We start from the raw sequence: 13,381 nt of genomic DNA, 5'->3' as shown, positions 1-13,381 counted from the left end.
TTTAGAAGATTGCGAATAACATTTTAATCAGTATTAGCACAAGGAGAGGAGAGCCCTAAAAGGTCCTTTCCCCTAATAAGATCAACAAACATTACTGTACAAACTTACAACTCTTTCTTCAAACCGGGCAAGTTCTTCTGTTAACGGCGCATCAAGCCTAAGCATATACGTCGCCAGCTTAGGAATACCACCAGCAAATGGTCTTATAGCAACGTCGCCATGCCGAGCCAAATTGATCTGTGACTCTCCCGCCACACCAATCCCATACCCGGCAGCCACTAAAGTTAACAAAAGGTCAAAGCTGGCAACCTTTTCGGATATACATGGCGCTAACTTTGCGTTTTGGAATATGGACAGCACCGGCTCCAAACATCCCTCATATGCCCCCTGACCACAGATGATTAATGGATAGCGCAAAAGTTCATCCAACGGCACTACTTTGTATGCCAAAAGCGGATGTCTGACAGGAATAGCCGCCACTAATGAATCATACCAAGCCGGCATGGCAATAATGCCATCTCCTACTGCCATAGATTGAGCAAATCCCACATCAAAAAGGTTGTCACGTAATCCATTCATGTGTTGAGCTAAAGGTATCTCATGTAAGCGAATGTCCATCCCTGGCTCGTCCTCACGACATTTTGCTAATAATTCGGCTAATTTGGGTGGTGTAACGCCATCAGATAACGCAATACGGAGCTGACTGTAGAATCCGGCCGAAACCGCTTTCACACTATCACGAACCTGACCAAGTACAGAAAAGATGCGCGGAGCCTGCTCCAGTAAAATTTCCCCCGCCCGTGTGAGCCGGATATTCCTTGTGGTACGCACGAATAACATCGTACCAAGATCAGCTTCCAATTTTTTAATTATCCTTGATAGCGGTGATTGTTCTATATGCAAGCGCTCCGCAGCTCTAGCGAAATGTAATTCTTCTGCTACTGCCACAAAACACCGTAAATGTCGTAATTTCATATATATGCAACCTCCATCTTTCGCTAAACAGACTTATACCCGTTATCTTTCAAGTTGCCTCTTTGTTGGCTGCACTCACTCACCCCGGTCACATAGTTATCTATGCTCCCGGGGATTCGCTCCCTTGCCGTCGCGATGCATCTTGAAATCCATTGGGTATATGCTTATTCTTTCTGAACACCCCTTATTCGTTCTTTCAGATCATCTAAAGGCGTTCAACTTTAAGTTGGTATTGTCCCGTAGGTTAGATCAGGGCCCATATTATCAATTCCGAATTACATAAAACTTCCTTTAGTCAATATGCTATAACCGATCTCCGGACAAAGCTTGCCTAGCCGTGGAAAAAGCAGTATCTAACCGTTGTGAAACAGTTCTCCATCTGGATTCCACCCCTAAAATCAATTAACTTACTTAATGAATAAGCACCAAACTGTACGTCAATACATTTACAATAACAATAAACAAGACTCATTCTTTCTTTAATTACTCCCAGGAAAGATAGGTATTAAATATTCATATTAAGAAATTAAAAGAAGCAGAAATAATGGACAACATATCTAACTTAATGAGCGATTTCACAGCGTAAATAGATGGAACTGGCAAACAAAAATCTTAATATCGGCTTATTTAATTAAGACTTAAAAGGTCTTAAAAATGACTGCAAAGGTCATGATACCCGCCATTATTTTATTTAGGATTCATACAGTAAGGGTCTAAATACCGATCCGTTAAACGGCAATGTGGTTTTCTCCAAACGGATCATAATGAAACCATTTAGTGACAATAACGAGGTGCCTCTCATGGAACCAAGAGATTTGGAAATCACCACGCAAGGATTTGCAGATGGAATATCTATGCAATTAGCAAAAAAACGCGCATTACATGGCCCCAATGAAGTTCTGACCAAAACTGAACTTAACCTTATTATAGATAACGCTGCTATATCATTCGGAGAATTCCTGACCGCTCTTGGCGTTGACTGGCAAAATGATCCTAATTCGAAAGACACGCCGAGACGTGTTGCAAAAGCTTATGTCCTTGACCTATGGAAAGGCCGATATAAACCAATGGGGCCTATCACCACATTTCCAGCAGATAATTATGATGGTATTGTCTTCGACGGCTGGATCGCTCTCGACTCCATGTGCTCTCACCATCATCAAGCAATTAGGGGCTATGTTCACGTCGCCTATATGCCAAGTCAACATGGCCGTGTCCTTGGCCTGTCAAAACTAAATCGAATCGTCGAACATTTTGGCAGACGTGGGCTGATACAAGAACGATTAACAGCAACAATCCACAATGCAATAAACCAAGTCTGTGAAAAAAATCAGGGCGTCGCCGTATTGATAGATGCATCACACAACTGTGTAAGTTGCAGAGGTGTACGCCACCAGAAAAGCCGGATGAAGACACAAATGTTCTCAGGTGTATTCGCCGATGCTAATTCACCAGCCAAGCAAGACTTCTATGAATTGATTAGAGGTATCGCATGACAATTCAATATATTACGCGCAAAGGCTCTTTTGACTCCGCTCATCGAGTGATGAACGAGAGGGTGAAATGCTTCAACATCCACGGACACACTTATCTGTATGAACTCACTTTCTCATTTGAACAGATGCAACCAATTGGATACGCGATAGATTTCAAAGAGATAAAACGTATCGGCGCCGCATGGATTGATGAACATCTGGATCACGCCTCGATTCTTAATCCCAAGGATGCAGATTTTATATCCGCTGTTCATGCTACGCGCAGTAAATTCAGACTGATGAGCCTAAATCTTAGTGGGGAATACTGCAATCCAACCGTTGAGAATATTGCAAAAGAGATATTCCTCACTATGGAAGTTCTTTTTAGTGAATGGGATAGCCTCAAAATTCATCACGTCAGACTCTATGAAACGCCCAATTGTTTTACAGATTGCAATGCCGATTCAATTCATGAAGAGGAACGCAGCGCATTTCTCAGCCAACGCTTTGAAGAGCTAAAAGCTTATTCACAAGCAATGGGCCGGTTTGAATACGACTCAAGGAATGTTGTTGCATCAGACACTTCTGAGCACTAAACCACAGTGAATGAATGTAACGAGGACTTATCAATATAGACAGCGATATCTTACGGCTTGTTCACCCAATTATTGCTAAGTATCGAAGCTCTCAACAATAAGAAACGTCCGTTTATCAATGTCCCTCTATTTTCGGATGAGCTGGAAGATATCGTAGCCAAAAAACAATGAGAAAAATATAGATAAAAGAATAATGTTAGCAGTAACTTGCAGTAAGGTTGCAAGTTACTGGATAACAGCCGCCGCTTTAAAAATATAATCTTTGAATAGCAACGCCAGCGCCGCAGCAACAATAAACCATTGAAGTCGATCAAATTTACCTTCAAGTTTATCAAAACGCTTATCCATAACATCAAGACGTTTATCTAGAGATTCGAAGCGTCTATCTATTAATTCGAATCGCTTATCAACAGATTCAAAGCGTTTATCAATAGATTCGAAACGCTTATCAAGTGACACAAAGTTAGCCTCAGTCTCACGGCGCAAATTATCAACACTTTCCTGAGTTGCAAGATGTTGCATATTTTGCCCTCGATGCAAGAGAGCGTTTAGTACATCGCTAGTACTAAACTCTATTTTTTTATCATCTGAGTCACTCACTTTTCATCTCCCTATCAGACAGAATAAATACTAATCTGAGTATACACTCTACCCTATATGACTTGCAAAATTTTACGCTTAATAAAACAACAATATATACCTTTAAGTGATTGAGATTTTCCAATTAAGGCCATAAATCATAAAAAGGTAAAAACAACAGATAACTACCTGAAAATAAAATGGAATCGAAGAATATAACGTAAAACAAGTACGCTGGCTGCCGCTGTTTTTAAGAATTTTACAGCAAAAATCCGGGTAAATTCAGAAAACCCCACGGAAGCATTAGCTACCGTGAAGTTTTCACTATGATGACAGATTACATATGCTGAATAATAGCGTCACCAAATTCGCTACATTTCAGTAATTTGGCGCCGTCCATCAGACGTTCGAAATCATAAGTCACCGTCTTCGCGGCAATCGCGCCTTCCATACCTTTAACGATCAGATCGGCAGCTTCTGTCCAACCCATGTGACGCAACATCATCTCAGCGGAAAGAATCACAGAACCTGGATTCACCTTATCCTGACCGGCATATTTAGGTGCTGTGCCATGAGTTGCTTCAAACAGAGCACACTCATCACCGATGTTTGCTCCCGGAGCGATACCGATACCACCAACCTGAGCAGCCAGAGCATCAGAAATGTAGTCACCATTCAGGTTCATACAGGCGATAACATCATATTCAGCAGGGCGCAGCAGAATTTGTTGTAGAAACGCATCTGCGATGACATCTTTAACAATGATCTCTTTACCGTTTTTCGGATTCTGAATTTTCACCCAAGGGCCGCCATCCAACAGTTCACCACCGAACTCTTCACGAGCAAGCTGATAACCCCAGTCTTTGAAAGCACCTTCGGTGAACTTCATAATGTTGCCTTTGTGAACCAAAGTGACAGATTCACGGTCATTATCAATTGCGTATTCGATGGCAGCACGAACTAAGCGTTTAGTGCCCTCTTCAGAACAGGGTTTCACACCGATACCACATTGCTGTGGGAAACGGATTTTATTGACGCCCATCTCTTCTTGCAGGAATTTAATCACCTTATCCGCTTCGACAGACCCTGCTTTCCATTCAATACCGGCATAAATATCTTCCGCGTTTTCACGGAAAATAACCATATCCGTCAATTCAGGTTGTTTAACCGGACTTGGCGTACCCTGGTAATAACGAACAGGACGAAGGCAAACATACAGATCTAATTGCTGACGCAATGCTACGTTCAGAGAACGAATACCGCCGCCAACGGGCGTCGTCAGAGGACCTTTAATAGCTACGCGATATTCACGGATCAGATCCAACGTTTCATCCGGCAACCAAACATCTTTACCGTATACATGAGTCGATTTTTCACCGGTGTAGATTTCCATCCAGGAAATTTTACGCTCACCTTGATAGGCTTTCTGAACCGCTGCATCGACCACTTTCAACATTGCAGGGGTAACATCGACACCAATCCCATCCCCTTCGATATAAGGGATGACCGGGTTATTCGGAACAACCAGTTTACCTTTAGCGTCGACTGTTATTTTTTTACCTTCCGCCGGAATAACTACTTTGCTTTCCATTAACCTCTCCTTTCAAGTAAGCGTAATACCTTGTTAATTTTTTGTAAGGGACGTGTCAATACTACTTGAATATTCGGCGAACGCCAATTGATAGCAGACTAATGTATAATACCCCTTCCATTTTATGCAGTGATCTATGATGACAAATTTCCCCATTAAAAAACACAAACTTAACCGATTCAGCCAAAGAAAAACATCACATTCTGTCAAAAAAACAACCGTACCTCGCCGAGTGTTGATATTTAACAAACCTTACGATGTTTTACCCCAGTTCACTGATGAAATGGGCAGAACAACACTAAAAGACTTTATTTCGTTCCCGAATGTGTATGCTGCCGGGCGTTTAGATCGTGACAGCGAAGGATTATTAATCCTGACGAATGACGGCAAACTTCAAGCACAGCTAACCCAACCGAATAAAAAAACGGCCAAAGTTTATTATGTGCAAGTTGAAGGCGTTCCAGATGAAACCGCTCTCGATAAGTTACGCAATGGCGTCATATTAAAAGATGGGCCCACCCTACCCGCAGGTGCCGAGTTAGTTGACGAACCAGAATGGCTTTGGCGTCGCCAGCCACCGATTCGTGAACGTAAAAATATTCCGGTAAGCTGGTTAAAAATAACACTTTATGAAGGCCGAAATCGTCAAGTACGCAGAATGACAGCACATATCGGTTTCCCGACACTTCGACTAATTCGTTTTAGTATGGGAAACTTGCAATTAGGCAAGATGAAACCCGGTGAATGGAAGGAGATCAATTTTGTTTAGCCCCCACGTCACAGTTGCTTGTGTGGTCCATGCCCAGAATAAATTCCTGGTAGTTGAAGAGACCATTAATGGCAAAGCATTATGGAATCAGCCCGCTGGTCATCTTGAGGCTGGTGAAACATTGTTACAAGCTGCGGAGCGTGAATTATGGGAAGAAGCCGGTATTCAGGCTAAGCCGCAAGCACTACTGAAAGTTCATCAGTGGGTTGCGCCAGATGGCACACCCTTTATCCGTTTTCTGTTTCTGGTTGAAATGGAACAACAAACCGTAGCCAACCCACAAGACGGTGATATCGACTGTTGCCATTGGGTTACAGCCGAACAAATATTTAGCAGTCATTGTCTTCGTTCTCCACTCGTGGCAGAAAGTATCCGCTGTTACCTGCAAAACGAAAAATATCCTCTTACCCTATTGAATAGTTATGTTTCTCCGTCTATTTAATGACAAAACCGTAATACGTTTGATGCACCCCTGTCTGCAACGTGTTAAAGTACGGCGCTTGTTTTTTTCTCCAGTGAGATTCCCATGTCAGATAACAGCCAGAAAAAAGTCATTGTCGGCATGTCCGGCGGTGTAGATTCCTCCGTTTCCGCTTATTTGCTACAACAGCAAGGTTATCAAGTGGCTGGCTTGTTCATGAAGAATTGGGAAGAAGACGATGATGAAGAGTACTGTTCAGCCGCGACTGATCTGGCTGATGCCCAATCCGTTTGCGATAAGTTGGGTATCGAACTTCATACCGTCAATTTTGCTGCCGAATATTGGGATAATGTTTTCGAACATTTTCTTTCTGAATATCGAGCGGGCAGAACACCTAACCCAGATATTCTATGTAACAAAGAAATTAAGTTTAAAGCATTTCTGGAATTCGCCGCTGAGGATTTAGGTGCGGATTACATCGCAACAGGTCATTATGTCCGTCGCAAAGATGTTAACGGTAAAAGCCAATTATTACGTGGGCTGGATAACAATAAAGACCAAAGTTACTTCTTATACACTCTGAGCCACCAGCAAATTGCGCAAAGCCTATTTCCTATCGGTGAACTGGAAAAACCGGAGGTTCGCCGTATTGCCGAAAAAATTGGTTTGGTGACGGCAAAGAAAAAAGATTCCACCGGTATCTGTTTTATTGGCGAGCGCAAATTCCGTGACTTCCTTGGCCGTTATTTACCTGCTAAACCAGGCCCGATTATGACAGTAGATGGAGAAACCGTCGGTGAACATCAAGGGCTGATGTACCATACTTTGGGCCAACGTAAAGGTTTAGGCATCGGTGGGACGAAAGAAGGCAGCGAAGAGCCGTGGTATGTCATAGATAAAGACGTTCAGAACAATATCCTGCTCGTGGCGCAGGGGCATGAACACCCCCGTTTAATGTCTACCGGCCTTATTGCTCAGCAACTTCATTGGGTTGATAGAGAGACATTAACTGAAGAAATTCATTGCGTCGTCAAAACACGTTATCGCCAACAGGATATTCCTTGCACTATCACCCCCATAAACGAAGATAAAATAGAAATCCGTTTTGCTAACCCTGTCGCCGCAGTCACCCCCGGCCAATCAGCCGTCTTTTATCAGGGTGAAGTTTGTCTTGGCGGCGGCGTGATTGAACAACGTTTGCAGGAGTAATTGTGGCAAAGAATTATTACAATATCACACTGGCGTTGGCGGGAATTTGCCAGTCAGGTCGTCTGGTACAGCAACTTGCTCATGAAAACCAGTGTGATACCGATGCTGTCGCCACTATGGTCAATAGCATCTTGAACACTAACCCAGCATCTGTTTTAGATGTGTTCGGCAATCATGAGCGCAATCTGCGCATGGGGCTAAACGCAATGCTAGGGATGTTTAATAGCTCTAATAATGGTATTTCTGCCGATCTCACCCGCTATATCTTGAGTCTGATCGCGCTGGAGCGCCGACTAAATAAAAATCAGGCAGCTTTTGATGCGCTTAGTAATCGTATCAGTTTGTTAGAACGCCAGCAGGCACATTTTGAACCCATGTCCGAAGGGATGTTCAACGCGTTAGCCGGTATTTATGTTGATGTTATCAGCCCATTAGGTCCACGTATTCAAGTGACAGGCTCCCCTGATGTTCTGCGCAATTCACTTGTACAAGCGAAAGTCCGGTCGATTCTACTGGCTGGCATCCGTTGTGCGGTCTTATGGCAACAAGTCGGCGGCGGTCGCTTGCAATTAATGTTTTCTCGTCAACGCCTGATCCAACAGGCGAAAGATATTCTTTCTCATTGTTAAATAAAATCCGGGAGTTGCTACCAATGGAATTATCCTCACTAACTGCTGTTTCTCCGATCGATGGCCGTTACGGCGATAAAGTCAGCGCATTACGTACCATTTTTAGTGAGTTTGGCTTACTGAAATTCCGAGTGCAGGTTGAAGTACGTTGGCTGCAAAAACTGGCAGAATGTGCTGAAATTAAAGAAGTTCCCGCTTTTGATACAGACGCAAACGCTTACCTGAATGAAATTATCGCAAATTTCAATGAACAGGATGCAATGCGTATTAAAATTATCGAACGCACCACTAACCACGATGTCAAAGCAGTGGAATATTTTCTAAAAGAAAAAGTTGCACATGTTCCTGCACTACACAAAGTTTCTGAGTTTATTCACTTTGCCTGTACTTCTGAAGATATTAACAATCTAGCTTATGCGCTGATGCTACAAACAGCCCGTGAAGAAGTACTTTTACCGCAATGGCGTCAGATGATTGATACCATCAAAAAAATGGCGAGTGAATATCGAGATTTACCACTGTTATCTCGCACTCACGGCCAACCTGCCACGCCTTCCACAGTTGGTAAAGAGTTTGCCAATGTTGCTCACCGGATGGAACGCCAGTATCGCCAACTGGAACAAGTCGAAATACTCGGCAAAATTAATGGCGCCGTGGGTAATTACAATGCCCATATAGCCGCTTACCCACAGGTTGATTGGCATCAGTTTAGTGAAACTTTTGTGACTTCACTCGGCATCAAGTGGAATCCATACACGACTCAAATCGAACCCCATGATTATATTGCTGAATTGTTCGATGTCATTGCCCGTTTCAACACGATTCTGATTGATTTTGACCGTGACATTTGGGGTTACATCGCACTTAACCATTTCAAACAGAAAACGATTGCCGGTGAAATCGGTTCTTCCACTATGCCACACAAAGTCAATCCAATTGACTTTGAAAACTCAGAAGGCAATCTGGGACTGGCAAATGCGGTATTTGGTCATTTGGCAAGCAAATTACCGATTTCCCGCTGGCAGCGGGATCTGACGGATTCAACCGTATTACGTAACCTTGGCGTTGGCCTGGGATATGCTCTAATCGCTTATCAATCTACGATGAAAGGCTTAAATAAGTTGGAAGTCAATGAGCAGCACTTGCTGGATGAGCTCGATCAAAACTGGGAAGTGCTTGCTGAGCCTATCCAGACAGTGATGCGTCGCTATGGTATCGAAAAACCTTATGAAAAACTCAAAGAACTTACCCGCGGTAAACGCGTCAATGCTGAAGGGATGAAAATCTTTATCGATGGATTGGATTTACCGGAAGAAGAGAAAACACGCCTGAAAACCATGACACCGGCAAATTATATTGGCCGTGCAATTACATTGGTTGATGAATTGAAGTAATTGATATTCAGCAGACGGATAAAACATCCGTCTGTTACTATCCTTATATAAACCAATCCCAAACGCACTTTAAAGTTATATTCTCTATTTCTACTTAACGTCTTGCTGTTACCGATCCATGTATCTAACATATTCAGCCAGAACCATTGCATTGAATTTTTTACTAGCAGTTTTGTCTATATAACAGTCCGAATGAATTGATTATTACAATACTGCCTACTGGAGTTGAGAAGGATTATTCCATGCGGATATTGATCGTTGAAGACAACATGTTACTGCGTCACCATTTAACGGTACAGCTTCGTGATACCGGCCATCTAGTTGATGCCGCGGCAAACGCCAAAGAAGCCGATTACTATCTGGTTGAGAGCGAACCCGATATCGCCATTGTCGATCTTGGTTTGCCCGGAGAAGATGGTCTGAGTTTGATCCGTCGCTGGCGCCAAAAAGATGAAAAACTTCCCATTCTTGTTCTGACCGCCCGCGAAAGTTGGCAAGAAAAAGTCACGGTTCTTGATGCAGGAGCGGATGACTATGTTACTAAGCCCTTTCATCTTGAAGAAATTATTGCCCGTATGCAGGCACTCCTACGCCGTAATAATGGGCTAGTTTCTCAAATTATTGAATTCCCACCTTTCAAAATTGATCTGTCACGCAAGGAATTAACAGTTTACGGGGAGAGCGTCAAACTAACAGCATTTGAATACCGCATCATTGAAATCCTAATGTGTAATAGCGACAAAGTTGTCACTAAAGAGTCATTAATGCGCCAATTATACCCTGATGCTGAACTGCGCGAAGGCCACTCCATCGATGTTTTAATTGGTCGACTAAGGAAAAAAATATTAGATATCTGGCCCTATGAAGCTATCGTGACTGTTCGTGGTCAAGGCTATCGCTTTGATGTATAAAACTTTCATCGGTAAAAAAGTGCTTAAGCACAAAAAGCAGCCTTTCTCACTCCGTACCCGGTTTTTAATGGCAACTGCTGCGGTTATTCTTGCTCTTACCATGTCTTACGGTATTGTTGCCATCGTCGGTTATCTGGTCAGTTTTGATAAAACCGCTTATACACTGCTACGCAGTCAAAGTAATCTATTTTTCAGCCTTGCTCAGTGGAATAATAATAAGTTGGATATTTCAGTACCCCCTAATTTCACACTGAATAACCCATCATTAGTACTGATTTATAACAACAAAGGTACCATCCTCTGGCGTCAACGCCATATCCCAAAAGTCGAAAACTCTATTCCTAGCGAATGGTTAAAAGAAGATGGTTTATATGAACTGGATACTGATCTAAAAAGCAGCCGTGACTTGCTAACACACTCGGCTAACACACAAGGGCAATTAGGTAAACTTGACGCACTTGACGAAAATGAAGATAACGAACTAACCCACTCCGTTTCTGTCAACAAATATAGTGCGACAGCTCATTTGCCAGCATTAACTATTGTAGTCATCGATACCATTCCACAGGATTTACAAAAAACGGTTCTAGTGTGGGAATGGTTCGGTTATGTATTGATTGCCAATCTTATTCTGGTTATCCCATTAATCTGGCTGGCAGCCCATTGGAGTTTACGGCCAATTAAATCGCTTATTCATCAGATCAGTTCGTTAGAAAAAGGTGAACGGGAAAAACTGGATGAAAACCCACCGGCAGAGCTACGGGGACTAGTTCGTAACCTTAATGTGTTGCTCAATAACGAACGCAACCGCTATACAAAATACCGGACAACACTGGCTGATCTGACACACAGCTTGAAAACGCCATTGGCTGTTTTACAATCAACTCTCCGTTCTTTACGTGACAGTAAACAAATGACTATTCAACAGGCAGAACCTATCATGCTGGAGCAAATTGGCCGTATTTCTCAGCAGATAGGCTATTATCTACATCGAGCCAGTATGCGCAGTGAACATAGCACCATTATGCGAAAAGTTTCTTCTGTTTCTGCTTTACTGGATAGCCTGTGCAGCGCTTTAACAAAAGTCTATCAGCGTAAAGGGGTCAGTCTCACGTTAGATGTCTCACCGGAGATCACCTGGCTTGGCGAGAAAAATGACTTTATGGAAGTCATGGGTAATGTGCTGGAAAACGCCTGTAAATATTGCCTTAAATTTGTTGAGATCTCTGTGGCGCTCGATCACGATTCGATAATGATTATTGTCGATGACGATGGTCCAGGGGTGCCAATTGAAAAACGGGAAATGATTTTCCAACGAGGCCAACGTGTTGATACTTTGAGGCCTGGTCAAGGGCTAGGATTGTCAATTGCATCTGAAATTATCGAACAATATGAAGGTGATATCAGTATCAGTGACAGCCCACTTGGCGGCGCCAGAATTTGCGTTATATTCCGATGCCAGCAAATTAATGATGACGATTAGTTAAATATGCCATTACAGTCTGATACTGGATTTAACTATTGGTTATAATACCCTGAAATTCACTCCACACTCAGGATGTCACTATGGACTATCAGTTGAACCTGGATTGGCAGGCGTTTTTGCAGAATCATTGGCAAAAACGGCCTTTACTGATTAAACAAGGCTTCCATCAATTCATTGATCCCCTTACTCCCGATGAACTAGCGGGTCTGGCGATGGAAAATGAAGTTGACTGCCGCCTAGTCAGCCAGAAAAATGGCCGTTGGGATGTCTCTCATGGTCCATTCGAAAGTTACGATCATTTAGGTGAAAAAGAGTGGTCGCTGCTGGTACAAGCGGTTAATCACTGGCACCATCCTTCCGCCGCGCTAATGCAACCATTCCGCGTGTTATCTGACTGGCGGATAGACGATCTGATGGTCTCCTTTTCCGTTCCCGGTGGTGGTGTTGGTCCGCATCTTGACCAATACGATGTGTTTATCATTCAAGGAATGGGCCGCCGTCGCTGGCGCATTGGTGAAAAGCTACCAATGGAACAACGCTGTCCTCACCCCGATCTATTACAGGTCGATCCCTTTAATGCCATTATTGACGAAGAAATGGAACCCGGCGATATTCTCTATATCCCACCTGGATTTCCCCATGAAGGTTATGCCATCGAAGAGTCACTGAATTATTCAGTTGGTTTCCGCGCCCCTAATTCCCGTGAACTTTTCAGTAGCTTCGCCGATCATGTACTGGCTAATGATTTAGGCAGCTATCGTTATAGCGATCCTGATCTGGCTTTCCGCGAAAATCCGGCACTAGTCCAACCACATGAACTATCAGCGCTACACGCCATGATGAACGAGTTATTGGCACAACCTGACACTTTCCAGCAATGGTTTGGTGAATTCATCTCCCAGTCACGACATGAACTTGATATTGCTCCACCAGAGCCACCTTATGAAAGTGATGAAATTTATGAATTAATGAAACAAGGTGAAAATCTCCACCGCCTTAACGGGTTACGGGTTATAAGGATTGGCGATCAATGCTTTGTTAACGGTGAATTAATAAATACACCTCATATTAAAGCAGCTAATGTTCTTTGCCACTATTATGAAATTAATGCAGAAATGCTTGGTGAAGCAATAGATGATGTTCGTTTTATCAGACTGCTCACTGCATTGGTCAATAGTGGTTACTGGTACTTTAATGATTGATACCTCACCTCAAGAGGTTAATTTCATTTAATATTCAATATGTAATATATACCCAATGGATTTCAAGATGCATCGCGACGGCAAGGGAGCGAATCCCCGGGAGCATAGATAACTATGTGACCGGGGTGAGTGAGTGCAGCCAAC

General features: G+C 43.0%; 13 protein-coding genes. 10 read left to right on the top strand and 3 right to left on the bottom strand.

Annotated elements, in window-relative coordinates; genetic code table 11:
* Positions 1 to 81: 81 nt before the first annotated feature.
* Complete coding sequence (locus tag OO184_RS14155; RefSeq protein ID WP_265379743.1) at positions 82 to 975, bottom strand: LysR family transcriptional regulator; 894 nt, start codon at positions 973 to 975, stop codon at positions 82 to 84.
* Between the two features lie 800 nt (positions 976 to 1,775).
* On the opposite strand from OO184_RS14155, the gene folE reads away from it, so the two are divergent.
* Positions 1,776 to 2,471, top strand: a complete 696-nt coding sequence (gene folE, locus OO184_RS14150) for a GTP cyclohydrolase I (RefSeq protein ID WP_265379742.1) — start codon at positions 1,776 to 1,778, stop codon at positions 2,469 to 2,471.
* Positions 2,468 to 3,046: a 6-carboxytetrahydropterin synthase gene (locus OO184_RS14145; RefSeq protein WP_265379741.1), complete on the top strand. Its 579-nt coding sequence runs from the start codon at positions 2,468 to 2,470 to the stop codon at positions 3,044 to 3,046. Before folE ends, OO184_RS14145 begins: the two co-directional genes overlap by 4 nt.
* Before the next feature lie 225 nt (positions 3,047 to 3,271).
* Here OO184_RS14145 and OO184_RS14140 read toward each other — a convergent pair whose 3' ends face one another.
* Positions 3,272 to 3,646 (bottom strand): hypothetical protein, encoded by a 375-nt coding sequence (locus OO184_RS14140; RefSeq protein WP_265379740.1) that lies wholly within the window; start codon positions 3,644 to 3,646, stop codon positions 3,272 to 3,274.
* Between the two features lie 316 nt (positions 3,647 to 3,962).
* Positions 3,963 to 5,216: an NADP-dependent isocitrate dehydrogenase gene (gene icd, locus OO184_RS14135; protein ID WP_265379739.1), complete on the bottom strand. Its 1,254-nt coding sequence runs from the start codon at positions 5,214 to 5,216 to the stop codon at positions 3,963 to 3,965.
* A 139-nt stretch (positions 5,217 to 5,355) separates the two neighbouring features.
* Here icd and rluE point away from each other — a divergent pair, with 139 nt between their 5' ends.
* The 8 genes from rluE to OO184_RS14095 all read left to right on the top strand — a co-directional run bounded on the left by rluE (position 5,356) and on the right by OO184_RS14095 (position 13,237).
* The gene (rluE, locus tag OO184_RS14130; RefSeq protein ID WP_265379760.1) at positions 5,356 to 5,985 is read left to right on the top strand and encodes a 23S rRNA pseudouridine(2457) synthase RluE; all 630 of its coding nucleotides are present in this window, start codon (positions 5,356 to 5,358) and stop codon (positions 5,983 to 5,985) included.
* A complete protein-coding gene (locus OO184_RS14125) occupies positions 5,978 to 6,427 on the top strand; it encodes an NUDIX hydrolase (RefSeq protein WP_265379738.1) in 450 nt (149 codons plus the stop codon). The genes rluE and OO184_RS14125 overlap by 8 nt, the downstream gene beginning before the upstream one ends.
* Positions 6,428 to 6,511: 84 nt before the next feature.
* Positions 6,512 to 7,615 carry a tRNA 2-thiouridine(34) synthase MnmA gene (gene mnmA, locus OO184_RS14120; protein WP_265379737.1) on the top strand — a complete coding sequence of 368 codons (1,104 nt, stop codon included), beginning with the start codon at positions 6,512 to 6,514 and terminating at the stop codon, positions 7,613 to 7,615.
* A gap of 2 nt (positions 7,616 to 7,617) precedes the next feature.
* A complete protein-coding gene (hflD, locus tag OO184_RS14115) occupies positions 7,618 to 8,244 on the top strand; it encodes a high frequency lysogenization protein HflD (RefSeq protein ID WP_265379736.1) in 627 nt (208 codons plus the stop codon).
* Between the two features lie 23 nt (positions 8,245 to 8,267).
* Complete coding sequence (gene purB, locus OO184_RS14110) at positions 8,268 to 9,638, top strand: adenylosuccinate lyase (protein ID WP_265379735.1); 1,371 nt, start codon at positions 8,268 to 8,270, stop codon at positions 9,636 to 9,638.
* A 242-nt stretch (positions 9,639 to 9,880) separates the two neighbouring features.
* On the top strand, positions 9,881 to 10,549 hold the full coding sequence (gene phoP, locus OO184_RS14105) for a two-component system response regulator PhoP (protein WP_036781478.1): 669 nt from the start codon (positions 9,881 to 9,883) through the stop codon (positions 10,547 to 10,549).
* Positions 10,550 to 10,568: 19 nt separating this feature from the next.
* Positions 10,569 to 12,032 carry a two-component system sensor histidine kinase PhoQ gene (gene phoQ, locus OO184_RS14100; protein ID WP_265379759.1) on the top strand — a complete coding sequence of 488 codons (1,464 nt, stop codon included), beginning with the start codon at positions 10,569 to 10,571 and terminating at the stop codon, positions 12,030 to 12,032.
* A gap of 83 nt (positions 12,033 to 12,115) precedes the next feature.
* A complete protein-coding gene (locus OO184_RS14095; protein WP_265379734.1) occupies positions 12,116 to 13,237 on the top strand; it encodes a ribosomal protein uL16 3-hydroxylase in 1,122 nt (373 codons plus the stop codon).
* The last annotated feature ends 144 nt before the right edge of the window (positions 13,238 to 13,381 follow it).

Source organism: Photorhabdus aballayi (genome assembly GCF_026153155.1).
In the GTDB taxonomy this organism is placed as follows: Bacteria; Pseudomonadota; Gammaproteobacteria; order Enterobacterales; family Enterobacteriaceae; genus Photorhabdus; species Photorhabdus luminescens.
The sequence above is the reverse complement of the archived record's forward strand: the minus strand, read 5'-3'. Positions and strand labels throughout refer to the sequence as shown.